Source organism: Brevibacillus sp. FW306-2-1A-C05A (assembly GCF_058781555.1).
On sequence record NZ_JBYSWV010000001.1, the window covers coordinates 492704 to 516284 of the forward strand.

Here is a 23581-nt window from a genome sequence, read left to right on the forward strand (position 1 = left end):
CCTTTGTAGAAAGGCCTGCACGGTTTTTCGCTATTCTTTTTCCTGTCTTTGCTCCGGTCTGCACTCGCAATGGCATACTCCATAAAGCGTTTTCACTGAGTTGCTTTCAAAATGCTCGATGATGGTCCCGCAAGTCTGACATACGATAGTTCCCATCTGTGTCCCCTCCGCATTTGTGATTCCAAATGAAATGTGATGTCACATATTCTTCAATTCAACATGCTTTTATATTAATATGCCACACCATTTGGAGTCAATACGGTAATTACACACAACTTTTGTCGATTAGTATGTCACATTTTGTTTTGGGCGATCTCTTTCATCCATCTGTCCATGTGGCTGAGCACGTCCTCGCGTTCCGGCTCGTTCAGCACCTCGTGGCGCAAGCCCGGAAAGCGGCGAAACGTCTTCTGCCCCTGGATGCCCTCTGTAAAGCGCCCCACAGCGTCTGCATCCACCAGCGAGTCGTCGCCCGCCTGCAGCACCAGCACAGGCACCGTAAGCCGTTCCCGCTCCTCCCAGGCCGCCTGCATCGCTTTGTGCAGTTCCAAAAACCAGCGCACGCTGACTTTCGGATAATTGAGCGGATCGTTTTTGTAGGCGGCTTGCACGGCCTCATCCCGTGAAACCATGTCAGGCGTAATCCCGTTTGCAATCGCAAGCGTCGGCCAAAAACGGTCCAGCAGTCTCGCTGCCTGCGCCTTCCAGGCGGGCACCTCCAGCTTTAGCTGTAAGCACGGGGAGGTCAAAACCAGTCCCGCCAGCTCGTGTGCCGCTTTTTCCCGCTGCACGAAGCGCGTAGCGATCAGTCCGCCCAGACTGTGGCCCAGCAAAAAAACGGGCCGTTTGCCTGCGCTGTCTTCCAGGGCGGCCACGGTCCACTCCCGCACCCGCTGCACATAATCGTCAAACGAATCAACATGCCCCCTGATCCCCGGGGAGCGTCCCCAGCCAGGCAAGTCTTCCGCGTAGACGTCCCATCCTTGTTGATTCAAAAACGCCGCGACATGCTCGTATCTGCCATGGTGCTCTCCCGTGCCGTGCACGAGCACGACCGCTCCTTTTGGCTCGCTTGCCGACCATTTATGTACGCTCATCTACGTCCCTCCTCTTCCCTATCCCGATTTTATGCTGTCGCAGCCCGCTTCGTAAACAGGGCGCTCCGTGCTGCCGGCTGTCTGGCAGCTTCGGGAACCAGTAAAAAACGAGCAGAAGATAAACTTCTGCTCGCCCGCTAATACTGATTTTCTTCAAATGGGATGGGAGGCAAGTATTCTTGGAAAAATTCAGCGAGTGCCTTGGCTTCACTTTCCGAGTCCAGTCGGAAAATCCTTTGCAGGTACCCTGGATTTACCGCATCATCTGAACTGAGAAGGGTAGATTGCCCCGTCTGCATACAGATCACCAACGGCTTTCCATAAAACTTGTGCGTGAATACAATGCCGAAGTCGTGTCTCGTTCCTTCGGAGATAAACCCGAGAAAACGGACATTGGCGTTTTCCGAAACGTCGTATAAGTGGTCGTAGTGCTCCATCAGCAATCCCTCCTCGTCTTGATTTTCACTCCGACAACATTTTCAAAAATATTCGGAGTATTTAACATTATACGCGAAAATCCGCTTTTTGCCACCCATTTCGCCTAACTAATCAAATGAGTGGGGTTCATGACCCGCTCCTCGCCCTCCTGAATCCACCTTACCTTCTCCGCTCCGTGCAGCGATTGAGCCACAAAGGAGAGGCATTCGAAGAACAGTTCGACTACTGCTGTACTGTATCGTTCCTCCATTTTCTCCAGCGCATACGTCAATCTGAAAATAGATGGCACTTTTCTTCGGCTTGCCTCCAGAACTTCCTTGCCTCGCTGGGTCGGGTACACGTGTACGACGCGTCCGTCCAGCTCAGACTTTTCAATCGTCACCATTCCTTTCTCCATCAACTTTTTGATGTGGATGACGATCGACGACGGGTGCCAGAAAGTCCAGTCGGCAATTTGCGTGACGCGCACCCCCTCATAACAGTAAATGATCCAGAGAATGTTTAATTGCACGGAGGAATCCAGTTCGGCTTCCTTCGCTGCTCGCTCCCAGTCTTCCTTGTTCACTACGTCAATGGCGCGCATCGTGTTCAATGCTTCAAATACGTGTCTAATCGAGGCCTCCTGCATGGGTTTACTCCTCCATGATCCTTTATCGTTCACTTATCGACTATATAAATAGTATTTATATTTTACACTTTTCAGAAAAGACGCGCAATTGTTTTCCTTTCCCAACTGTCTCATTGCCAAAGTGTGGAAGCAATGCTACACTAAACGCAGATATTCCCGGTACTAGGAGGGTGCAATCGTGAAACTTCAATCGGCCTACATCTATTTCGTTAATGGCTCAACTGCCCAATCCGCAAGTATTGACGACGTAAAAGCCAAGTTTACGCGATATATGGACATGACCTCGAAAACAGGGGAGCAGCTCGGCTGGTCCTACGCAGAGGCCGCTTTTCCATATACCATAGAAGAACGTCCGGAAGGCAAGGACTCGTGGTTCCTCCTGAAAGGAAAAGACCCAAGCATGTACAAGTCCATCGTCGTAGGGGTCGGCAGCAAAGAGGAAAACGGCACCGAGAAGCACTACATCCAGATTGCCCTGCCCGAATCAGCGACGCACGGCGACAAGAACAAAGCAAACGAATACTGTCGTTACTTGGCCCGCGATTACAAGGCGGAGCTCCATCTGTTCAACAAGCGCATCCAGTACTTTCAGCCGCGCAAACCATAAGAACGCAAGCAGCCGATGTTGTCGGCTGTTTTTTTGTGGCCGCTTGGCAAAATGCGCGCTGTCGCTTACTGGCTGCCTCCGCGTTCGGCTTTCTTCCGCAAGTGGGCTTTTTCGCTGGCTCCGGCATAAGAATGGTACGGATGGCCCTTTTTGTGTCCCGAATCGGGGGCGACACAAAAAAGCGGCAAAAACCAGCATGCTCACCATGAAGAGAGGTGCCCGCATGGAACCGAAAGCATTCATCGAGCTGGTGGCAGGCTCCGCCAGGCAAACTTTTCTCAATTACCATATCTTCCCTTCGATCACCATTGCGCAAGCCATCCTGGAATCGGGATGGGGGCAAAAAGTCCCGCAAGACCCAGTTACAGGCCGCTCCTCGTACAATTTGTTCGGGATCAAAGGCACAGGCCCGGCCGGTTCCGTCACCATCACAAGCAAGGAGGTGGAGAATGGGCAGACCGTGTCCCGCCAGTCTACGTTCAAAGCGTACTACAGCTATCAGCAGTCGATTGACGATCACGCCCAGTTTCTGCTCAAGCCTACCTACAAAAACGTGCTGACGGCATCCACACCGCAGGAGGCTGCCCAGGCTCTGTCAAAAGCCGGCTATGCCACAGACACGCAATACGCCGACAAGCTGATCCGCCTGATCCAGACGTACAACCTGACGGCCTACGATCAGTTCGCGCCAGAGGAGCCGTCACCGTATCCGCCCTGGAAGCTTGATCTGGGCAAACGCGCGCTTCGCGAGGGGCTTATCACCTCGCCAGAGTGGCTCAGCAAGCTGGACGAACCGATGCCTGTATGGGCCGTCCTCGCTGTCGCCCTGCGCCTGCTCGACAAACAGCGCGAAGCACCATAACGTTATCGTATGCGAAAACAAAAGCCCCGTTCCAGCACAGGCGAACCTGGGCTAAGCGGGGCTCTTTCCTTATGAAAAAAACAGGTACTGCATCATAGAGAGCTTCGCGCGAGCTTTCGCCCGGAAGCCAGATCAAATGAGCACGATGATTCAAATCATTTGAGATCTTGACAGCGAATAGAACCTTCCGTCCACCATCCGAATGCCCAGGTCTACGCAATATTCCAATCCTTGCGTCACTCCGTACAAAATCCATTCGGAAGAACGATGGTTGATATCAAAATCAGTGTAAAGGTCTGTGCCATCATTGCGGATCTCTTTGCGGTCAGTCACGTCAAAAAGGCGCAGGACAAACGGCAGCTCGGCAAAAGGTATCGCAAATTTCTTCTCCACTTCCTGCTCGAACTCCTTCGTCATACTCCACTCCGCCTGAATCGAATGCTCATCTTTCCAGGCGATGTGGATACTCGGGCCTTCTACATCCGTGGACGATCGCGGGGGATTTGTCTCCATTTGCTCCCATCGTTCCTTTCTTTCATGTACTTGCTTTCAACATGTATATTGGTTTTTTCAGTCTATTATACCATGTGACCTAGCCAAGTGGGAACGTATCAGGAGCATTTAATTTATCGTCCTACCGTAAACGTGTTTTCGCCTACGACTACGTAGGAATTAAACTTCTCGGACTTCATCTGCACCTGGACCTTGTAATTTCCATACGCCTCCAGCTTTGTCGATACAAACGGCTCGGAGAAGTAGAAGCTGTTCGCATTTTGCGTGGAGTACTTCCACTCTTTGCCTTTGCTCACTTCCTTGCCGTCCGGTCCAATCAGGACGAGCTGCATCCGCAAGTCTTTGGCGACAGGCGCTTCGTCTACCTCGACGAATACGTTGAAAGTGCGCGGTACGTTTTTGTCGCTGTAGCCTTTGACCGGGTTGCTGAAGACGATATTTTTATTGCGCGTCTGCTGAATTCCTTCAATGACGATGATGTTTACGTTAGGCTTGACTACCTGCAGCTTGCCCGTGCGCGAATCGTAATCAACAAACCCGCCAAGCTTGTTGACCAAGGCCTCAACCGAATCGGCCTTGGAAGCAGGCATATCGCTTGAAATCGTTTCCGTGCCTAAAAAAACGCGCAACGCACCTTCTCCCAAAGCGGCGGTACTCCCAACTCCCGCTACAGTCAGCGCCAACAAGGCCGATAACCATGCTTTTTTCATGTCATAATCCTCCTGTATGTGTGCGCGGCAGCGCTTGATTTTCCGGAATTGCTTCTCCCTATTTTATACGTGGAAGACAGCAAATAGTTGTGGTCCGAAGACAAGTTTTTTCAACAGTATCCACAGAATCCACAGGCGCGGGACATCCAGGAAGAAAGACTTATACACAATCTCGAAAAGAAAATACGCAGGACTCTTGACAAAAGACATCCCCATTCTCTCACCAACCCTTTTTTCGCATACAAAAAAGAGCGGCCAGCTTCGCCGCTCTTTTTTTGCTGCCTGTCTCGCGCTAATTTTGTTCCGACAGCCACGTAAAATATCGGGAGACCAAGCGGATCGCGACTTCGATCGCGTCCTCGCTCGGCTCGATTTTGGAATGGTGCAGCCCGTACGGAGTATGGACGCCCAGCCAGAACAAAAAGCCCGGAATCTCCTGCAGGAAGTAGCCAAAATCTTCTCCGGTCATCGCTTCCTTGCAGGCAATCAGCGTCACGTCTTCGCCCTGCTCGCGCACCCAGTCCATAAAGGCCGTCGTCAGCTTTTCCTCGTTGTACACTTGGCAATACCCTACTCCGTAGTCGATGGACGCCGTACAGTCGAAGCCCGCCTCGATGCCTTTGACGAGCGCTTCAATCCGCGCTTTGACAAGCGCCATGGACTCGGTCGAGAACGTGCGAATCGTCCCTTCCAGCCGCGCCTTTTCCGCAATGATGTTTTGCTTGGAGCCGCCCTCAAGCTTGCCGATGGTCACGACAGCGGAATCGAGCGGGTCGACGTTACGTGCCACAATCGTCTGGAGCTGTGTGATGAGATGGCTGCCTGCGACCACCATGTCGTTTGCTTTGTGCGGAAAAGCTGCGTGCCCGCCTTTTCCGACCAAATCAATGTACAGCTCGGACGTGTTGGCAAACAAAATGCCCGGCTTGGTGGCAATATAGCCGACGGGATACTCCGGCGCGATGTGCAGCGCAAAAATGCAATCCGGCCGCCAGGAAGCAAACTCCTCGCTCTCCATCATCGGCTGAGCGCCGCCTGGCCCCTCTTCTGCGGGCTGAAACAGGAACAGCAGGTCATCTGCAATCGGCTGCTCCACAAAATGCGTCACAAGCCCGAGCGCGATAGCCATGTGCATGTCGTGTCCGCACGCGTGCATGTAGCCTTCGTGCAGCGAGCGAAACGGATACGACGTCTCTTCTGCAATCGGCAAGCCGTCCATGTCCGTGCGCCAGGCGATCGTGCGCTTTGGATTCGTCCCCGCGATCCGGACCAAAATCCCGGTGCGCCACGTCTTGATCTGCATGCGCTCCTGCGGGAGACGCTCCAAGTAATCGAGCAAATACTTTTGCGTCTTCACCTCGGCAAAGCCCGGCTCCGGAATTTGGTGCAGGTCGCGCCGAATCTGGGTAAACAGCGATGTCGCCATCGTTTACGCCTCCCCTTTGGCCCCGTGCCGCACAGCGAGTTCCGCTGCAAAGCTGTCCAGGAAAAGGTCGACGTCTTCTTTGGTCAAGGTGAGCGGCGGCAGCAGACGCACGATTGTTTTTTGCGTCACGTCCACGAGAATGCCGCGATCAAGCAATGCCTGCTGCAAACGGCTGACCTCTTCCGGTGCGGCGCTGAGCGGGATGCCGACCATCATGCCTTTGCCGCGGAGCGCCTGCAACTGTTCCGGGAGACGCGCGCGCAGCGATTCGAGGCCCGCCCACAAGTACGCGATCACTTCGTCCACGCTTGCCGCAAAAGCAGGATCGAGCAGCTCATCCAGCACCACGTTGCCGAGAGCCGCCGAAAGCGGCGACGGCGCAAAGGTCGTCCCGTGGTCGCCCGGCTTGAACTGGTTCATCAGCTTCGTTCCGGCAATCACGCCACCGAGCGGAAGCCCTCCGCCTACGCCTTTGGCAAACAAGATCAAATCCGGCGTCACGCCTGCGTGCTGGTAGGCAAACAGCTTACCAGTGCGTCCCATGCCTGTCTGGATTTCGTCCATGGCAAACAGCATGCCTTCCTCCTGGCAAATCGCCGCCACTTCGCGCAAAAACGGCTCCGACAGCGGCACGACCCCTCCAGAGCCGAGCACAGGCTCCATCAGGACAGCGGCCGGCTTCGCGTCGCGGCAAATCGCCCGCAAGCCGTCCGCATCCTCAGGGTCTAGCTCGTACACCGGAAAGTCCGGCTGCGGAAAATCCTGATACACATGGGCCTGTCTGGTCAGCCGCACCGCGCCCAATGTTCTGCCGTGAAAGCTGTTGCGGAGCACGACAATCCCTTCGCGCCCGGCCCCTTCTGCCTTCGTCCATTTGTGGATCATTTTGATCGCGGCTTCGGTCGCTTCCGCACCGGAATTTGTGAAAAACACTTTTCCCGGGATCGTCTGCTCCACCAGCCGCTGGGCCAACCGGATTGCCGGCTGGTTCAAAAATACGTTGGAAATGTGCAGGAAGCGCTCGCCCTGTTCGCGCAGCGCCTGGACGATCCGCGGATGGGAGTGGCCGAGCACATTGACGGCCAGCCCCGTAAACAAATCCAAATACTTTTTGCCCGCTGTGTCGTACAGGTAGTTGCCTTCCCCTTTTTCGATCGCGATCGGCAAGCGTTTGTAGGAAGAGACGATGTATTGTTCATCAAGCGTACGCCAGTCCATGTGAGCTCTCTCCCCTACAGTTGACGTAGCTCCTGCTTGATCTCCGTCTTGGAGCGAGTTTTGTCGTCGATCTGTTTAATCACGCGCGCTGGTGTACCAGCCACCACAACGTATGGCGGCACGTCTTCAATGACGACCGCGCCCGCTGCCACAACCGCGCCTTTTCCTACGCGCACGCCTTCCAGAACCACGGCGTTGGCACCGATTACGACGTCATCTTCCACTACGACTGGCTGCGCGGAAGGCGGCTCGATGACGCCTGCGATGACAGAACCAGCGCCGATATGGCAGTTTTTCCCGATCGTTCCGCGGCCGCCGACGACGACGTTCATGTCGATCATCGTGCCTTCGCCAATCACAGCACCGATGTTGATCGTAGCGCCCATCATGATGACTGCGTTGTTGCCGATCGTCACCTGGTCGCGGATAATCGCGCCTGGCTCGATGCGCGCCTGGATTCCTTTTGTGTCGAGCAACGGAATCGCCGAATTGCGGCGGTCGCTTTCTACTACGTAGTCTTCGATTTTGTCCGCGTTCGCAGCCAGAACCGGCTCGATTTCTTTCCATTCGCCAAACACAACGCCAGTCGTGCCTGTAATGAACGTCTTGGAGCTGGCACCGAAGTCAATGCCCTCCAGATTGCCTTTCACGTATAGTTTCACTGGTGTTTTCTTCTCGCTTTTTTGAATAAACGCGATAATTTCATTGGCATCCATCATGTTCACTGGTACATCCTCCTTTTAATAAAAAGCGTGCCTGTCAACGAGAGCGAACCGCTCCCCTGACTAAAAAAAGCAATGAGTGCATTCGCTATCTCATTGCTTTCCATACTGCCCAAGCAAATCGTAAATAGCGCTCCACAAACAGGCGATTGCCTTTTGTGACAGGATGCTCATTGTTCACGAATCACCCCAGCCGCTGCTATCCGAGGGGAACAGCAACAGCTTCGGCGCTTTAGCCTTTCCCTCTCTTCCCGCCCCCTGGCAGATTACGAAAAGATGTACTCATCTTCGGCGCACCTCTATTTAGACTTCCAATATTATAATTTCATTTTACTCTACCAAAATCAATCACTTGTGGCAACAGCTTTATGGAAAGAAAAATAACTGTTGACAACGAGAATCATTTTCATTATTTTATTTGTGTGAGAATGATTTTCATTATCTTATTTGGAGGGTTTACTTCTTATGAGCCGCATTTTGATGGTGTACGCAAGCATGACAGGAAACACGCAGGAAGTTGCTGAAGCAATTGCCGAAGGGATTCGTTCCACCGGAAAAGACCTGGAGATAAAAGAAGTCATGGATGCCACTGCCAAGGAACTGGAAGACTACGATGCCATTTTGCTCGGTGCCTATACATGGGGCGACGGCGATCTGCCAGACGAGTGCCTGGACTTTTACGAAGAGATGGACGATATTGATTTGAGCGGCAAAAAAGTCGCGGCTTTCGGTTCCTGCGACTCCGCTTACGAGCATGTGGGCGCTGCTGTAGATATTTTGCTGAAAAAAGCGAGCGAGCGCGGAGCGGAAACTCCACTCGAAGGTCTGAAAATCGAGCTGTCTCCTAACGCAAAAGAAGTAGAGATTTGCAAACAGTTTGGCGTTTCCTTCTCCGAGCTGCTCGGCTAAGACTAGCGCCGGAAAAGAAGTTGTCCAAAAAAATCCTTTTCAAGCAAGCGCTGTCATGATAAAATGTCGATCCATCTTTTCTCAAGAAGGAGGATTGATATCATGACGTTACATACGCATACGGTCTACTTGCGACCACTGCAAGCAAATGACGCAGCCGAGCTTCTGAAGCTTCGGCTGCGTAATCATGCCTTCCTGCAACCGTTCGAGCCGCTCCGCTCCGCCGCCTTCCTGACGCTGAGCGGTCAGGAGGCGCAAATTGCGCAAGCGGAGCAAGACTTTGCAGCAGGGACCGCCTTCGCCTTTGGCGTGTTTTTGCGCGACACGGACGAAATGATCGGCCGCGTCGCTCTGTCAAACGTCGTGCGCGGCGCCTGGCAAAACGCGACCATCGGCTACTTCATGGATGAAGCCTGCAACGGCAAAGGCTACACCACTGCGGCCGTACGGCTTGCGCTCGCGTACGCCTTCCAGGAAGCCGGGCTGCACCGGGTACAGGCCGCTGTCATGCCCCGCAATACTCCCTCCATCCGCGTGTTGGAGAAAAACGGCTTTCGCCACGAAGGGTTGTCCTTGCGCTATTTGCAAATCAACGGCGTGTGGGAAGATCACCTCCTATTTGCGATCACGGCAGAGGACTGGAGCTAATCATTCCTCTTTGTTTTGCTCCACGCGCAATCGCTCCAGGATTCGCCGCTTGCGGTACAGCATTCGCCCCGCTTCGGCGACATCCTGGACGGTTGAGCGATTCAAGTACGCCCCGAACAGGATGCCTGCAATCGGCACCATCTGAAACAGCTTTTTCCAGCCAAAATTTTCCGTGTACGTCACCACGACTTCCCGCCAGCCCTGCAATTGTGCCATGACGTCTTTTTGCGCAGCAGGCTCGTCAAAGCGCGACAGCTCAGCCAGTATCGCCTTTTTGCCGACGATATCGGAAGAAGCGAACTGCAGGCATTTGACCACGAACAGCCGCTCCCGCTTGTCCTCCGGGCGATAGCCGTAGCATAGCGCCATTTCTTGCAGCACTTTCAGCGACGTGCCGAGCAGCAACGGAATATCAAGCGCCAGCGTAAAAATGCCGCCGATGCCTGTCGTTGCGCCCTGTACCGTGGCAAAGGTCGCGCGCGATTCTTTCAGCTCGCGGGCAATCTCATCCATGAGGACGAGCGGTGCCCCTGCGACTTCTGCGGTCTGCGGAATGCCCGCGCCATCCCTTTCCAAGCGGGGAGCGAACTTGCTGTAAATCGCCGTATCCTGAACGAGATACGTTCCCCCTGTTTCCAGAAACGCGGCCATCTCGTCCACGGCTGTCCCCAGCTTTTCCCGGACGAAATTCGGCGTCATTTTATCGAGAAAAACGAACGGAAGCCTGCCGAGCTTTTCCCAGAACCACAAATCGTTCTGGTCGCGCTCCCATGCCTCCACCTCTTCCAATGCCTGCTGCAAAACCTGTCTCGACTCCATCTGCCGCAATCCCTCCCGGATCATTGCTTCTATGTTTCTTTGCCGCGCTTCCATTGGCATTGGTTGCGAAGCAGCGATTTGATATGCGCCCGCAGCTCCTCTGCCTGGGAAAAACGCGCAAATTCCTCACTGTCTGTTACGATTCCCAGCTTCAAATGTTTCACTTGTCCGTTTTCGACGCAAAAGCCGAACGCTTGCAGAATCGCAATCTGTTCATCCGTCATCTTGCTTGCCCCCCACCTTTGCAAAAACCCCCTTGCCACATGCAAGGGGGTCATCTGTTTATTTGACCTCTACGGTTAAGGTCATCGTTTGATTTCGTTCCGATTCACCCAGCTCTTTGTCGTATTTCTTGTATTTTTGCACGACCGAGCAAGTTTTATTGCGGAATGTGTTCGTTACTTTAACTGTGTAGACGCCAGGCTTGTTCTCGTTGTCTGCGATGATCGCTTTCAAATCGAGCGATTCATCGCCCTCGTCCACGTATTCCTCGTCCGTGTTCGGCTTCAGGCTTGCAATCTCTTTTCCTTCATAGAACACCTGAATCGCGTTTGCCGAGGAAATGGTTGCTCCGATGTACTCCTGGCGGGTGCCGATTGGCGTTTCGCCGTACGTCCAGACGAGATTCGGCATGTAGTAGGTGATCATGTCCTTGCCGCTTCCGTCTTTCAGCTTTTTGTTCCCGATCCGCTTCGCATACGTAGACGTCAGCCGAAGCTCGCTCAAGCTGTCCAGTTCCGCCGCCGAGCTGACTCTGACGGTTTGCCCATCGCGATATTCGTTGCCGCGACTGTTTTTCAAAAGAATCGGCCCTGGTGAGGGTGCCAGTCCTGCTTCATTTTTGGCGCAAACAGGGGCGGACGGGATCGGACGGGTGTCCTCTACGACCTGAATGTAGCCGCACCACGACTGACGCGGTTCGCGCTTGCTGTAATAGTTGACCTTGTAGCGGCCCGGCTTAAAGCTGGACAGCAGCAAAGCGGTATGGTCCCAGTTCAGCTTGGATTCATCCACGACGACGTTATCGACTGCCCAAAAGCCCGGCCCCTCGTCATCCGAAGCTTCACTGCCCTGCTCCACGTGCTCGGCAGCCGTCGCCAGCCAGATGACGTGCACCGGATTTTGGTAGAGCTTCACGGTGACATCGGACGAGTACAAGTTTTCCCGCTCTACCATCAACGAAGACTGCGCATTTTGCTGCATCAGCACATCCATCGTCGCTGTAGCGCTGGCAGAATCGCAGGAGTTCGGCGCACCGGGCACCTGAATTTTCACTTCCGTTGTCGAGCCTCCCCACAGATCGTCGGTGTTGGCGGCCTGATTCGGCTCAAAGGTGACGGACATGGTCATTCCCGCCATCATTTCCGGAATCACGACCTCGAAGTGCTGGGAGTCGGTCAAAGTTTGGCCTGTTCCGTTCACCGACCAGCGACCGGCAACCGGCGAATACAGTTGCACGACGCCTGGCGCCGCCGGAGCAGTCACTTGCTGTCCTTGGGCGAGCTTTTGGCCGCTCGCATCCGTTCCCATGTACAGCTCTGCCATTCCGATCCGAATGTGCGTCATCCAGGCGCTCAGGCTGCTGTCATCAGGCGTAAACACCAGATCGTAATTGCCAGTCGGCAGCGTGCCTGTCGCGAAGATTTTGGCCGGCACGGATCGGAGCTCCGCATTTGTCGTTTTGTTAATCAGCTTCCACGTTCCCGGAACCGTACTGGCAAAGCTGGTCGAGCCCATCATGCCAAAAATCGCGGTTTGGCTACCCGATGGAATCGCTGCACCTGTCGGCTTCTCCCCTTCGAAGATGCTCGGGTAGTTTTGCGCCTCTACTTGAAAGCGCACGTGCACGGTGCTTTTTTGCCCCTTGGCATCGGTTACAACGAACGTGAGGATGTGCGGTCCGGGAGACAATTTGGCGGCAGGAATCGAGAAGCGGGGCACCTGCCAGCGGAACGTGCTTTGCGAGGACTGCTGCTCGACCTGGTATTCCGGCAGCTCCACTCCATCGAGCAACACTTCGCTTCGATTGAGATTCGTGCCGCTCCCATATGTCGTTTGCACAAGATCGATATCAAGAGCGGTTTCAGGCGGGAGGATAAACTCGTCGTTTTTCACCCAGTTCCATCCGCCGGAGTCCTGGCCTGCTACCTGATAGTCGTTGAAGATAATCATATTGTGAACAGGCTGCGAAACGGGCTTGGATACTTGGCTGTTTTTTTTCATCGATGCTGTAGCCCCTGCTCCCATGGCTGGCGGAGCCGATACGCCCGACAAGAAAGTGCCGGTTGCCAGACACACAAGAAGTGCTTTTACAACCCATTTTTTCACGAAATGTCCTCTACCTTTCTTCATTGCTCGTGTTGCCACTCGTCTTTCTTCGACAAAAAGAGCGCAATCTCCTGTGTAGCTTGAAAATATTTCGTCGGGATTCGATATAGGTAATTCCTATTTAGTTCATAACTTTTATAGGATTGATTTATACCACGCAAGCTGGTAAAACAAGAACAAAGGGGTGAGCCAGGTGAGTACTACGAATCAATGGAACGCGAAGCTGTACGACGACAAGATGAATTTTGTTTCTGCTTATGGCAAAGGAGTTGTAGAGTGGCTGTCGCCGCTGCCGGGAGAGCGCATTCTCGATCTGGGCTGCGGAACAGGGGATTTGAGCGCACAGTTGGCGCAAGCAGGCGCAAACGTAACGGGCATTGACTTTTCGGCCAGCATGATTGCAGCAGCCAGACAAAAATACCCGCAAGTCGCCTTTTTCGTCGCGGACGCCCACGCTTACCAATCCGCGGAAACGTATGACGCTGTCTTTTCCAACGCTGCGCTGCACTGGATGAAAAAGCCGCGCGAGGTGATTCGCACTGTCTGGCATGCGCTCGCACCCGGCGGACGGTTCGTTGCCGAGTTCGGCGGAAAAGGCAATTGTGAGCACGTCGTCCAGGCGCTGCGCATCGCCTTGAGCCGTCGGAATCTTTCGGCAGACGAACGCTCTCCGTGGTATTTTCCCGCTGTCGGCGAGTACACGACGCTGCTTGAGGAGCAAGGCTTTCGCGTGACGCTCGCTTCGCATTTCGACAGGCCGACGACGCTGCCTGACGGGGATCGGGGGCTTCGACATTGGCTCGATTCCTTTTGCAGCCCCTTTTTCACCGGGCTGTCCGCGCAGGAGATCGAAGCCGTCTGCGAGGAAGTGACAGAGCTGGTCCGTCCGACGCTGTTCCAAGACGGCAACTGGGTCGTGGACTACAAGCGCATCCGCATCATCGCCTACAAGGAAGCTACGAACGCATCACCAAACGCCGGAGAGCGCCCGTGAAGAAAATAGCTTGCCTGCACGCCCATCCGAGCAATATCGCGCTCTTGTCCGCTGCCTTCGCTATGTACGATGTCGAGCTGGTTCACTTCGTCGATGCCGATCTGCTTTTGCCAGGCGACGGCCCTGCCGCCTCGGCTACAGAACAGGCTTACGCCAGGCTTCGCCAGCAGTTGAAAGGGATGGACGACGGTTCCGTTGACGCCATCGTCATCACTTGCACCCAGTACGCCTCCTATCTCACAGCCGAAGCTGAAGCGGCATGTGCCGCGCCTGTCTTCACGATCGACGGCCCCTTCATCCAGGAGTTGTCCCGCACGACCGAAAGGCACTTGCTCGTATTCAGCAATCCCGCGACCGTCGAACCGACGATGAGCCGGATACGGAAGCAGGCGCAGACCGCAGGAGCCGTTCCGGCAATCGAGTTGCTCGTAGTCGAGGACGCTTTTACCCTGCTCATGGAAAACAGACAGGAATCCTATTTGGCCAAACTCACAGCAGCGTTGCACGACCTCGATCAGACGCTGCACGGCGTTCCGCTGTCCGTAGCCCAACTTTCCATGGCTCCGGCAGCCGAGCGGTTTGCCCGCGAGACAGGCAGGTTTGTCGCCCATCCGTTGCACAGCTTGACATCGCAACTCGTCCAAACGCTTGCCTTGTCCGAAAAGCACGCGTAAAAAGCCAACAGCCCTCACGCTTCGTCCCGGGACGGATACGCAGGGCTGTTGGCTTTATCTGGCTGGGAGTCTACGCTGCAAAGTTTACATGCCTTCCGGATTCGTCAGCAAAACTTCGTCTCCCTCATTCAATCCTTTTACCACTTCAATAAAGTCGGTTCCTTCCACGCCAATCTCAATTTCTTTTGGCGTCGGCTCGCCACTGGCCGGGTCTTTTACCATCACCGTGCCAAGCCCTGCTTCCAACACTTCCACTGCGTTCAAAGGCAGTCGTTTCACGTTTTCCTTTTGCTCCACGTAAATATCGCAATCCCCTGTCATGCCGTGCTTCATATCAGCCGTGTCGCTCAGTTCGACCTTGACTGCGAAGCGAACCGACTTGTCCTCTTTTGTCCCCTCTTTCGGCAGCTCGGTGACTTTGCCTTTGAACGGCTTGTTGCCGAATGCCGTCAAGTACACATCGACGCTTTGCCCAAGCTTGATCGCTGGAATGTCCATCTCGTCCACAGCCGCGACGAAGTAGACAGAGCTCGTGTCCATGATGACCGCAACCGGCTCGGAGCCAGGCGCTTCCCCTTCCTTGACGTTCAGCTTCGTAATGACCCCGCTGATTGGCGCTTCCACTTGCTTTTTGGCGATTTCCCGCTTTTTCTGTTCCATATTCAAAAGCGCTTCTTTCAAGGAAAGCTCCTTGTCCTTCATTTCCAGCTCGGATTCGGTCAGGTCCATTTTGAACAAAAGCTGCCCTGCCTTGATCTCGTCGTCTTTCTCCACTTCTACTTTGCCAATCTTGCCGTGCGTCCCTGCCACGATCTCCATCTCATCCGGCAATTCAAACGGCGTCGCTTTTTGGCTGGCGAACAGCAAGCCTTTTGGATCGGTGTACTGCACCTCGCCCAGATCGCCCACGTAGAGGGCACCCGGTTTTTTGACCAAGACGTCGACATCGTGCACGCCGCCGACTCCTTTTTCCTTTTGACCGATATGGTCTACCTTCGTCACGACTCCGTCCACGTAGTAAAGCGACGAGCTGATAAACACTTTCACCTGCTGCCCTACGCGGAAATGCTCGGCTTCGTATGCGGTGAACTTCCCTGTAATTTTCAAATAGTCGGTATTGGTCAGCTTCGCCACGACGGTGTCGGGGGTAACTGTTTCGCCTTCCTTCACGAGCACTTCCTTGACTTTCCCCGTTTTGTCGGCCACAATCTTGTCTTTTTTGTTCTTCAGCTCGTTCAGCTCTTTTTGCGCACGGATGATCGCCAGCTCCTGCTTTTGCAATTCCAGTTGGGCGTCCACGCTGTCTACCGTAAACAACACGTCGCCTTTTTTCACGGCTTGTCCTTCCTTGACAAACAGCTTCTGCACCTTGCCGCTGATCTCCGGTCTGACTTCCTCGCGCGCCTTTGCTTCGATGGTACCGGAAGAGAAAATCGTCTTCTTTACTTCCCCCACATCTACTGTAGCCGTCGGGAAGGAAGGCGGTTCGGCAGGCGGTTCCTCTGCAGCCGTGTTTTTCGACTGGTAGTACGCATAGCCACCGTAGCCGCCCCCTCCCAAAACGACCACAATCGCTGCTAGTATGATCCATTTTTTCTTGTTCATCTTTCGTTCCCCACATTTCTTATTCTGATCGAATCGCTTGAAGTGCACTTAGACGGGAAGCCCGAATCGCCGGGAAAATGCCCGCGAGCAGCCCGATGATAAAGGAGAAGCCGATGGCAAACAGCGCCAGCCAGACCGGAATCACTGCCAATTTGCTCTGTTCGCCTTCCGGTCCGCCGCCATACCCCATGTTCAAACTGTCCATAATGCCGCCGGATGCGCCGAAGTAGTTCACTAGCTCTACCGCGCCCCAGGCCATGCCAAGCCCGGCCAGGCCGCCGATCAGTCCAATGAAGCCTGACTCCATCAAAAACAGCCAGCGAATGTTAAATACGGTTGCTCCGATTACTTTCATAATGCCAATTTCTTTTGTTCGCTCCAAAATGGACATAATCATCGTATTGACGATTCCGATTGTGGCAACGAGCAAGGAGATCGCTGCAATGCCGCCCAGCACCATCTGGATCACGAAGAAAAACTGGTTGATCGTCTCCAGTTCGCGCGCTGGCGACCACACTTCATAGCCTTTTTCCTTCAACGCCTTGACGACGCTCTCTACCTGCTCCCGCGATTCTACCTTGACGGTCATCTGGTCAAATTCAAACGTGTCTTTTGTCGCCTGCTCCCGCGTACGGCGCGACGAGCCTTCGCTGCCTTCGTCGCTGCGTCCGCGGTTCACCCAATCGTTCAGCTCTTTCACGACGCCAAGCGGGACGTAGACCGCTGTGGAGTAGCGAAAGTTTTCCGATTTTTGAAGCTGGCCGACGACGCGCACCCGCAATTCTTTTTTCTCGAATTTCGGTTCGTCGTCGATGCGGTATTCCCGCGTCAAAATGAGTGTTGCCGCTTTGTCGACGATGTTGAAGGCTGCCGACTCTCCGCCGCCGCCCATATCGGGAGGCATGGCGGACATGCCCGACTGTCTGCCGTTGTCGGCGTTGCGCCTGCGCGCCTCCCGCTTTTCTTTTTCCACATCGCGCATTGCCCGCGGAACGTCAAAAGCGACGACGACCTCCTGGGGAGAACCTGTCAAATACGTCCCTTTTTCTACATCGTTCTTGCGGTAGGCGGCCGACTCATTCACGTCGACCCCGACCAGCTCGACGTAGCCTTCGCGCCTGCCTACCTTCAGCTTCGCCTGCTCATTCAGCCGCTTGACAGGCATGACGGCTGCGATGCCCGGTATTTTTTTCAGCTCCTGAACAGCTTCCATATTCAGCCGCTTGCGTTGATCGTCCGGGATCATCTCGCCCTTTTCCTGGTCGTAGTACATCGGTTCGACGTCCATCTCTGTCAAGTTCCCGAAGTTTTCCAGGCTTTTCACTGCGTTTTCCTTCAGCCCCAAACTCAGCGCCATCATCGCGACGATGGCAGCCGTGCCGATCATGACACCGACCGATGTCAGGGCGGTCCGCAGCTTCATCCGCCACAAGTTTCTCCAGACGATGCGAAACGAATCCATTACCTTCACAATATGTTCACCTCATACCCCTCGCCTACGCTGGCCTTGTCCTTTTTTGTACAACCCGGCCGTCCTGCAAATAAATGACGCGGTCGGACTGCTCTGCTACTTCCTGTTCATGGGTAACGATGATGAACGTAGTCCCATTTTCCCTGTTCATTTCTCTCATGAGATGGAGAATTTCCTGTTCGGTCTTCGAGTCCAGGTTCCCCGTCGGTTCGTCAGCCAAAATGATGCCTGGCTGGTTGACGAGCGCCCGCGCAATACTGACGCGCTGCTGCTGCCCACCGCTAAGCTCGTTCGGCCGGTGGTCGATCCGTCCTTCCAGTCCGACCCGATGCAAAATCTCTTTTGCTTTCGCCCGCCGCTTCTTGACGCTTTCGCCCGCGAAGATCAACGGCAGCTCCACGTTTTCCAGCGCCGTCAAGTTAGGCAAAAGGTTGTACGACTGGAAAATGAAGCCCATGTGCTTGCGGCGAAACAGGCACAATTCATTTTCGTTAAACTTGGAGATTTCCTCGCCGCTCACCATCACGCTGCCTTCCTCCGGCTTGGTCAAACCAGCGAGCAAATTCAGCAGCGTCGACTTCCCTGAACCGGACGAACCGCACAAGGCGACAAACTCGCCCCGGTTGACGTGCAGGTTGATATCAAACAGCACCGGAACCTTGATCTTCCCCGTTCCGTAGCTGTGATTGACTCCGGTTACTGTCAGCTCTCCCGTTGTGTTGGCCATCTTTACAGCACCTCATTCGTTCTTTTCTCATACTAAAGACGTAAAAAGTCGAAAAACGTAACGGACTTGACAAAAACTATTTCGCCTTCACACAAATGCAACAGCTTTTTCAAAATCATGTAACAAACGCGTAACCAACTGCTGCCAAATACGTACTACAATATGAGTGTGAAGAAAACACGAAAGGGCGATGACCGATGACAATCTATCGCTTTTTATTTGAAACCGCAACTCGCAGATGGGTAGAAATCATCAAGGCGCCGAGCATGTTCGAAGCAGCCAAACAGGCCAAACAGCTCGCGACCAAACGCTCCCGCTCCCTGTCTACGCCGATCAGCTTTTCTTTTCATCACGCTGCCTCCCGCTAACATGATCTACATAATGAAAACCGTTTCTCATCCCGGGAAGCGGTTTTTTATTTATGGGGATATTATTGACACCGCTGTTTTTTTCCTCTTAATATAGAGGGAGACATTACAGTGCATGACAGTAAAGCTCTGCATTCACTTCGCTGCTGCACAAGAGGGAGATAATCAAAATGACAATGAAAAAAGCGCTTACCATTGCAGGCTCCGATACCAGCGGCGGTGCTGGACAACAGGCAGACCTCAAAACGTTTCAGGAGCTTGGCGTCTTCGGAATGACAGCCCTTACTGTTATCGTGGCCCAAGACCCGCACAATGACTGGTTCCATGAAGTGTTCCCGATCGATGTGGCTATTCTGGAAAAACAGATCGAAACGGTGCTCGCCGGAATCGGCGTCGATGCAGTCAAAACCGGGATGCTTGGCACCACCGAGCTGGTTGACCTCGCTGCCCGCAAAATAGAGCAATACCAATTGAAAAATGTCGTCGTAGACCCGGTGATGATCTGTAAAGGCGCTGAAGCGCTCCATCCGGAAATCGCCATCAGCCTGCGTGAAGTGCTGCTCCCGCGTGCGACGGTTGCCACGCCAAACTTGTTCGAAGCGGGCATCCTCAGCGAAATGGGCGCGCTGACAAGCGTAGAAGACATGAAAGAAGCGGCAAAACGCATTCATGACTTCGGCACTTCTTACGTCGTGGTAAAAGGCGGCACCAAGCTGCAAAGCGGCAATGCTGTCGACGTTTTCTACGACGGGCAAAACATCGAAGTGCTCGAATCCGAGCGCTTTGACACTACATTCACGCACGGAGCAGGCTGCACCTTCTCTGCTGCGATCTGCGCTGAGCTGGCAAAAGGCAATTCCGTGCGCGGAGCCGTCGAAGTCGCGAAGGAATTTATTACAGAAGCGATTCGCCACTCCTTTGCCCTCAACCAATACGTCGGCCCAACCAACCACGGCGCATACCGCCGCAAGCACCAAGGCTAAGGCCAGCGGTTCGCAAACAAAAACTCCTGACCCGCCGAGAGCATCGTCCCGGAATCGGTCAGGAGTTTTTTTCTCTAATCTCACGCTTGCTTTTTGATCGCCACTTCCGGCTTGAGCGGAACCGTCGCCGGCTTTTTGCGCATCGAGCTTACGGTAAAGATGACGAGCGCCGACCAGATGCACGAAAAGCTGATGAGATGCGTCGTCGTAAACGGCTCTCCGAACAAAAACACAGCGGTAAGCAGCGTAATCGTCGGCGAGACGTACTGGATGAAGCCGACGATCGAGAGCGGCAAGCGCTTCGCGGCTTGCGCAAACCAGTACAACGGCATCGCCGTCGCGACTCCGGCCAGCGCCAGCAACAACATCTGCCACCATGCCAAAGTCGTCACGGTCTCTGTCCCGTTGGCCTGGAGCATAATCAGATAGCCGAGCGCGATTGGCGCGACGAACAGCGTCTCCCACGCAAGCCCGATCATCGCCTCCATCTTCACCACCTTTTTCGCCAGGCCGTAAAACGCAAACGTGAGCGCCAGCGAGAGGGCAATCCACGGAAACTCGCCGTATTGCACGGTGATGAACAGGACGCCGCAGGCAGCCAGAATCAGCGCTACCCACTGTCCGGCATGCATTTTTTCTTTTAAAAAGATCACGCCGAGCAGCACCGTAAACAGCGGATTCATATAGTAGCCAAGGCTCGTTTGCATGACCTGGTTGTTGTTTACCGCCCAAATGTAGATCAGCCAGTTCGCACTGATGAGCAGGGAGCAGATGGCAAGCGCCGCGGCTATTTTGCCTCCGGATACCGATCCCCACATCGCGCGCCAGCGTTTCGTTACCTGAATAATGATTGCGACAAAAAGAACAGACCAGACGATGCGATGCGCCAAAATCTCCCATGCGCCCATCGACTGGAACAGCTTCCAGTACAGCGGGAGCATCCCCCATGCAAAATACGCGGCAAACGCGTAAAGTATCCCCTGTTTCATTTTTCTTCCTCCACTGATTTTGCCATGTGCCCATCCTATAGAGTAGTGTAACGGAATTGTCGCCAATCGGCTATGTATTCATCACCAATATAAGCGCTCGAGACACTTTCATTCGCTACCATGGCAGCGATGTAACAAGACATCTGATTACCTCAGTAACACAATGAAGTGAGATCAAATTTTTCATTGTACCATTTTTAACGCTGGTGTACAATAGGCATTATTCAACCGAGTTTAGTCATAAGAAAGGAATTTTTACCTATGACATACTGGCGTTCTGTTTTGTTAGTCTTGCTCGGCGCATGCAGCTACGGGGTGCTGTCCCTGTTCATGAAGCACGCGTTCGCCCTTGGCTTCACTCCTTTTGAAATGAGCGGGAGCCAACTGATTTTCGGCGGCTTGATTATGTCGATTGCGGCCTTGTTCTTCTCGCGGGAACGGTTTCATTGGAAATATTTGCTGATTTTGGCGCCAGTCAGCCTGATGATGGCTTCCACCAGTATTTTTTACCATCAGGCTGTCAGTCGCGTGTCTGCTTCGCTCGCCATCGTGCTGTTGTTCCAGTTCACCTGGATCGGTGTCCTGCTCGAATCGCTCGTCGACCGCAAATGGCCGACAGCAGAAAAATGGGTATCGCTGCTCATGCTCGGCGGCGGGACGGTGCTGGCCAGCGGTCTTAGCGAAGGCGGGCTGCAAAACGTCAGCATCACGGGTCTGGTCTGCGGCCTGTTGTCGGGGGCAACGTTCGCGCTGGTCATTTTCTTCAGCGGGCGCGTCCTTCCGGGCATGAATCCTTATTTGCGCAGCGCGATTACGATCAGCATGGCAGCCGTGATGCTCTCCATCGTCTACCCGCCTACTTTTTTGCTCAATGGACGGCTGATGGACGGACTGCTTCCGCTCGGCTTGCTCGTTGCCGTATTCGGCTCGGTCATCCCGATTTTTTGCCTGGCGGTAGGCGTCCCCCGCATCGGCAACGGCCTCGCCACGATCTTGAGTGCCGTCGAGTTGCCAACCGTCGTGCTTTTGTCCTGCTTTGTCCTCCAAGAAAACGTGACGCTTTCCCAATGGGGCGGCGTTCTGATGATCCTCGCGGCCATCTGCGTGCCGCAAATCAAATGGCGCAGGCTTTTCGCGCCCGCCCATGTCTTGGAGAAAAAAGGCATGTAATTGAATCAAGCGTGTCGGTCCACCGGGGACCCGGCACGCTTTTTTTTCTGTGCCTTTCCCTTCTCGCGGATAGGAGAAAGCGGCGATGGCATGGAATGGTAAGAAGAAGCGAAATCAGGAGGGAACAGAGGTATGGAAAAACGGCATATTGTCCTCTTTCAGCAGTTGGAAGATTATCGAAAGGAAGTGCTGGAGGCGGTAAACGGCTTGTCAGAGGAAGAAGCGCTCATCGTCCCGGCGGGCTTTTCCAACAATATTTTGTGGAACTTGGGACACATCTATCTGGATCAATACTTATGGCTGCAGCACTTGACGAAAGAGGAGGCTCCGATTCCGCCCGGCTTCCGCGAATGGTTCGGCTACGGGACCAAACCGGCAGACTGGCAATCTCCTCCCCCTCCCCTGCAAACCATCCTCGCCTTGCTGGAAGAACAGCCTCAGCAAATTCGCTCCGCCTATGGGGAGCGGCTGGAGGAACCATTTCCTGCCACCGAATCTGGCATGCACACCATCGCCCAGGTGCTGGTGCGGACGATTTTTCACGAAGGGCTGCATTTGTCCACGATTACTGCATTAAGGAGGTTTGTGAACAGATGACTCTTGCCGTCACGCCTGTCTTCCGCATTTTTGACGAAGCAAAAGCGAAGGAGTTTTACGTCGATTTTCTCGGATTTCAGGTCGATTGGGAGCATCGCTACGAGGACCATTTTCCGCTGTACATGCAAGTCTCGTCGCCCGAGTGCGTGCTGCACTTAACCGAACATCACGGAGACGCCTGTCCGGGCGCGGCTGTCCGCGTGCAGGTCGAGGACATCGAGCTGCTGCACCAGACGCTTACCGGCAAGTCGTACAAATACGCCCGGCCCGGTCTGGAAAAAACGCCATGGGGAACGCGCGAGGTGTGCGTGACAGACCCGTTTGGCAACCGGATTCACTTTTTTCAGCCGCATCCTTTTCCGTAAGCAGGCAAAAACAAGCTCCCGCTGGCAGCTTCTTGGCCGCGTAAGGAACTGTGTCGCCCCGCCGCGAACCTTTCTCGTGCGCGCGCTTGTATGCTTTTTTCGCACCGCCTGCATGTTTCGCCGCATGAAGGCGGGGCGGTCGATCGCATGTGTGCCTATGCTCGGACCACTGCCATGCTGCACCGCAACATGTAGCGAGCGAGAAACTCGTCCTGAAAATGCGCATACAAAAAGCCCAGCCAGATCCGTGCAGGAATCTCGCTGGGCTTTTGCTGTTTCTACTATGGGGCGATCGATGGGACTCGAACCCACGAATGCCGGAGCCACAATCCGGTGCGTTAACCCCTTCGCCACGACCGCCATGTGTGGAATCAATCAGGTAGCGGCGGAGGGAGTCGAACCCCCGACCTTTCGGGTATGAACCGAACGCTCTGACCATCTGAGCTACACCGCCAAACGCTATGGAGCGGGTGATGGGAATCGAACCCACGCGACCAGCTTGGAAGGCTGGAGTTCTACCATTGAACTACACCCGCAAAACAAATGCTGTCCCCTTTTGCGCAAGCTGTCGCTTGCCAGGTTCGCATTGCTGAAAAGTGGTTTTCGGACCTCTTTTACAAGCGTAATTGTAACATATGTGAAAAAAAAGTCAAGGATATGGAAAGTGACGCCATATAAAGCCGTTGTGTATAGGCTCGGGTCGACAAGCACAA

At 54.1% G+C, this 23581-nt stretch carries 27 protein-coding genes, 3 tRNA genes and 1 riboswitch; of the genes, 11 read left to right on the plus strand and 19 right to left on the minus strand.

Annotation, left to right across the window (positions count from 1 at the left end):
- Window positions 1-30: 30 nt before the first annotated feature.
- The 4 genes from AC3WJN_RS02525 to AC3WJN_RS02540 all read right to left on the minus strand — a co-directional run bounded on the left by AC3WJN_RS02525 (window position 31) and on the right by AC3WJN_RS02540 (window position 2163).
- Window positions 31-156, minus strand: coding sequence for a GapA-binding peptide SR1P (locus AC3WJN_RS02525; RefSeq protein ID WP_005832781.1), 126 nt, complete (start codon window positions 154-156; stop codon window positions 31-33).
- A 137-nt stretch (window positions 157-293) separates the two neighbouring features.
- A complete protein-coding gene (locus AC3WJN_RS02530) occupies window positions 294-1097 on the minus strand; it encodes an alpha/beta hydrolase (protein WP_005832783.1) in 804 nt (267 codons plus the stop codon).
- A 137-nt stretch (window positions 1098-1234) separates the two neighbouring features.
- Window positions 1235-1534, minus strand: coding sequence for a DUF3055 domain-containing protein (locus AC3WJN_RS02535; protein WP_005832784.1), 300 nt, complete (start codon window positions 1532-1534; stop codon window positions 1235-1237).
- A gap of 104 nt (window positions 1535-1638) precedes the next feature.
- Window positions 1639-2163 (minus strand): MarR family winged helix-turn-helix transcriptional regulator, encoded by a 525-nt coding sequence (locus AC3WJN_RS02540; RefSeq protein ID WP_005832786.1) that lies wholly within the window; start codon window positions 2161-2163, stop codon window positions 1639-1641.
- Window positions 2164-2341: 178 nt separating this feature from the next.
- Between AC3WJN_RS02540 and AC3WJN_RS02545 the strand changes: the two genes are divergently transcribed.
- Both AC3WJN_RS02545 and AC3WJN_RS02550 read left to right on the plus strand, forming a co-directional pair.
- A complete protein-coding gene (locus AC3WJN_RS02545; protein WP_005832788.1) occupies window positions 2342-2770 on the plus strand; it encodes a DUF1885 family protein in 429 nt (142 codons plus the stop codon).
- Window positions 2771-2993: 223 nt separating this feature from the next.
- Window positions 2994-3632 (plus strand): glycoside hydrolase family 73 protein, encoded by a 639-nt coding sequence (locus tag AC3WJN_RS02550; protein ID WP_290426264.1) that lies wholly within the window; start codon window positions 2994-2996, stop codon window positions 3630-3632.
- A gap of 150 nt (window positions 3633-3782) precedes the next feature.
- Here the strand turns inward: AC3WJN_RS02550 and AC3WJN_RS02555 are convergent, their stop codons facing one another.
- The 5 genes from AC3WJN_RS02555 to dapD form a co-directional block, all read right to left on the minus strand.
- Complete coding sequence (locus AC3WJN_RS02555; protein WP_007784123.1) at window positions 3783-4145, minus strand: DUF4912 domain-containing protein; 363 nt, start codon at window positions 4143-4145, stop codon at window positions 3783-3785.
- A gap of 113 nt (window positions 4146-4258) precedes the next feature.
- A complete protein-coding gene (locus AC3WJN_RS02560; protein WP_005832793.1) occupies window positions 4259-4855 on the minus strand; it encodes a hypothetical protein in 597 nt (198 codons plus the stop codon).
- Between the two features lie 292 nt (window positions 4856-5147).
- Window positions 5148-6281 (minus strand): N-acetyldiaminopimelate deacetylase, encoded by a 1134-nt coding sequence (locus tag AC3WJN_RS02565; RefSeq protein ID WP_007784120.1) that lies wholly within the window; start codon window positions 6279-6281, stop codon window positions 5148-5150.
- 3 nt (window positions 6282-6284) lie between these two features.
- The gene (locus tag AC3WJN_RS02570; protein ID WP_007784118.1) at window positions 6285-7499 is read right to left on the minus strand and encodes an aspartate aminotransferase family protein; all 1215 of its coding nucleotides are present in this window, start codon (window positions 7497-7499) and stop codon (window positions 6285-6287) included.
- Window positions 7500-7513: 14 nt separating this feature from the next.
- Window positions 7514-8224 (minus strand): 2,3,4,5-tetrahydropyridine-2,6-dicarboxylate N-acetyltransferase, encoded by a 711-nt coding sequence (dapD, locus tag AC3WJN_RS02575; RefSeq protein ID WP_005832798.1) that lies wholly within the window; start codon window positions 8222-8224, stop codon window positions 7514-7516.
- A 117-nt stretch (window positions 8225-8341) separates the two neighbouring features.
- A riboswitch (Lysine riboswitch) is annotated at window positions 8342-8531 on the minus strand.
- Window positions 8532-8686: 155 nt separating this feature from the next.
- Here dapD and AC3WJN_RS02580 point away from each other — a divergent pair.
- Window positions 8687-9130 carry a flavodoxin gene (locus tag AC3WJN_RS02580; protein ID WP_005832801.1) on the plus strand — a complete coding sequence of 148 codons (444 nt, stop codon included), beginning with the start codon at window positions 8687-8689 and terminating at the stop codon, window positions 9128-9130.
- Window positions 9131-9232: 102 nt separating this feature from the next.
- Window positions 9233-9778 carry a GNAT family N-acetyltransferase gene (locus AC3WJN_RS02585; RefSeq protein WP_005832803.1) on the plus strand — a complete coding sequence of 182 codons (546 nt, stop codon included), beginning with the start codon at window positions 9233-9235 and terminating at the stop codon, window positions 9776-9778.
- Here AC3WJN_RS02585 and AC3WJN_RS02590 read toward each other — a convergent pair whose 3' ends face one another.
- Genes AC3WJN_RS02590 through AC3WJN_RS02600 form a run of 3 tightly spaced genes read right to left on the minus strand, consistent with a single transcriptional unit; the run spans window position 9779 to window position 12820 of the window.
- Entirely contained in the window at window positions 9779-10597 is an 819-nt protein-coding gene (locus AC3WJN_RS02590) for an EcsC family protein (RefSeq protein ID WP_007784115.1), read from the minus strand.
- Between the two features lie 29 nt (window positions 10598-10626).
- Entirely contained in the window at window positions 10627-10821 is a 195-nt protein-coding gene (locus AC3WJN_RS02595; protein ID WP_005832807.1) for a hypothetical protein, read from the minus strand.
- A 58-nt stretch (window positions 10822-10879) separates the two neighbouring features.
- Entirely contained in the window at window positions 10880-12820 is a 1941-nt protein-coding gene (locus AC3WJN_RS02600) for a hypothetical protein (RefSeq protein ID WP_286086003.1), read from the minus strand.
- 298 nt (window positions 12821-13118) lie between these two features.
- On the opposite strand from AC3WJN_RS02600, the gene AC3WJN_RS02605 reads away from it, so the two are divergent.
- Together AC3WJN_RS02605 and AC3WJN_RS02610 are read left to right on the plus strand one after the other, a co-directional pair.
- Window positions 13119-13919, plus strand: coding sequence for a class I SAM-dependent methyltransferase (locus tag AC3WJN_RS02605; RefSeq protein WP_007784112.1), 801 nt, complete (start codon window positions 13119-13121; stop codon window positions 13917-13919).
- Entirely contained in the window at window positions 13916-14593 is a 678-nt protein-coding gene (locus tag AC3WJN_RS02610; RefSeq protein ID WP_492329212.1) for a hypothetical protein, read from the plus strand. The genes AC3WJN_RS02605 and AC3WJN_RS02610 overlap by 4 nt, the downstream gene beginning before the upstream one ends.
- An 84-nt stretch (window positions 14594-14677) precedes the next feature.
- On the opposite strand, the gene AC3WJN_RS02615 is transcribed toward AC3WJN_RS02610, so the two are convergent.
- From AC3WJN_RS02615 to AC3WJN_RS02625, 3 genes are read right to left on the minus strand one after another with little or no spacing between them, the layout of a single operon-like run.
- Window positions 14678-16198 carry an HlyD family secretion protein gene (locus tag AC3WJN_RS02615; protein ID WP_005832817.1) on the minus strand — a complete coding sequence of 507 codons (1521 nt, stop codon included), beginning with the start codon at window positions 16196-16198 and terminating at the stop codon, window positions 14678-14680.
- A 19-nt stretch (window positions 16199-16217) separates the two neighbouring features.
- Window positions 16218-17669: an ABC transporter permease gene (locus AC3WJN_RS02620; RefSeq protein WP_007784106.1), complete on the minus strand. Its 1452-nt coding sequence runs from the start codon at window positions 17667-17669 to the stop codon at window positions 16218-16220.
- Window positions 17670-17694: 25 nt separating this feature from the next.
- Window positions 17695-18396, minus strand: a complete 702-nt coding sequence (locus tag AC3WJN_RS02625) for an ABC transporter ATP-binding protein (RefSeq protein WP_005832820.1) — start codon at window positions 18394-18396, stop codon at window positions 17695-17697.
- Between the two features lie 197 nt (window positions 18397-18593).
- Here AC3WJN_RS02625 and AC3WJN_RS02630 point away from each other — a divergent pair, with 197 nt between their 5' ends.
- On the plus strand, window positions 18594-18764 hold the full coding sequence (locus tag AC3WJN_RS02630; RefSeq protein WP_005832822.1) for a hypothetical protein: 171 nt from the start codon (window positions 18594-18596) through the stop codon (window positions 18762-18764).
- Window positions 18765-18934: 170 nt separating this feature from the next.
- Window positions 18935-19747, plus strand: coding sequence for a pyridoxine/pyridoxal/pyridoxamine kinase (gene pdxK / locus AC3WJN_RS02635; protein WP_005832824.1), 813 nt, complete (start codon window positions 18935-18937; stop codon window positions 19745-19747).
- Between the two features lie 80 nt (window positions 19748-19827).
- Here pdxK and rarD read toward each other — a convergent pair whose 3' ends face one another.
- Complete coding sequence (rarD, locus tag AC3WJN_RS02640; RefSeq protein ID WP_005832826.1) at window positions 19828-20736, minus strand: EamA family transporter RarD; 909 nt, start codon at window positions 20734-20736, stop codon at window positions 19828-19830.
- Window positions 20737-20997: 261 nt separating this feature from the next.
- On the opposite strand from rarD, the gene AC3WJN_RS02645 reads away from it, so the two are divergent.
- The 3 genes from AC3WJN_RS02645 to AC3WJN_RS02655 all read left to right on the plus strand — a co-directional run bounded on the left by AC3WJN_RS02645 (window position 20998) and on the right by AC3WJN_RS02655 (window position 22868).
- Window positions 20998-21906: an EamA family transporter gene (locus AC3WJN_RS02645; protein WP_026557402.1), complete on the plus strand. Its 909-nt coding sequence runs from the start codon at window positions 20998-21000 to the stop codon at window positions 21904-21906.
- A gap of 132 nt (window positions 21907-22038) precedes the next feature.
- A complete protein-coding gene (locus tag AC3WJN_RS02650) occupies window positions 22039-22503 on the plus strand; it encodes a DinB family protein (protein WP_005832830.1) in 465 nt (154 codons plus the stop codon).
- The gene (locus tag AC3WJN_RS02655) at window positions 22500-22868 is read left to right on the plus strand and encodes a glyoxalase superfamily protein (protein ID WP_005832832.1); all 369 of its coding nucleotides are present in this window, start codon (window positions 22500-22502) and stop codon (window positions 22866-22868) included. Before AC3WJN_RS02650 ends, AC3WJN_RS02655 begins: the two co-directional genes overlap by 4 nt.
- A gap of 284 nt (window positions 22869-23152) precedes the next feature.
- Here the strand turns inward: AC3WJN_RS02655 and AC3WJN_RS02660 are convergent.
- The 3 genes from AC3WJN_RS02660 to AC3WJN_RS02670 form a co-directional block, all read right to left on the minus strand.
- Window positions 23153-23228, minus strand: a tRNA-His gene (locus tag AC3WJN_RS02660).
- A gap of 20 nt (window positions 23229-23248) precedes the next feature.
- A tRNA-Met gene (locus AC3WJN_RS02665) sits at window positions 23249-23322 on the minus strand.
- Between the two features lie 8 nt (window positions 23323-23330).
- Window positions 23331-23404, minus strand: a tRNA-Gly gene (locus AC3WJN_RS02670).
- Window positions 23405-23581: the final 177 nt, after the last annotated feature.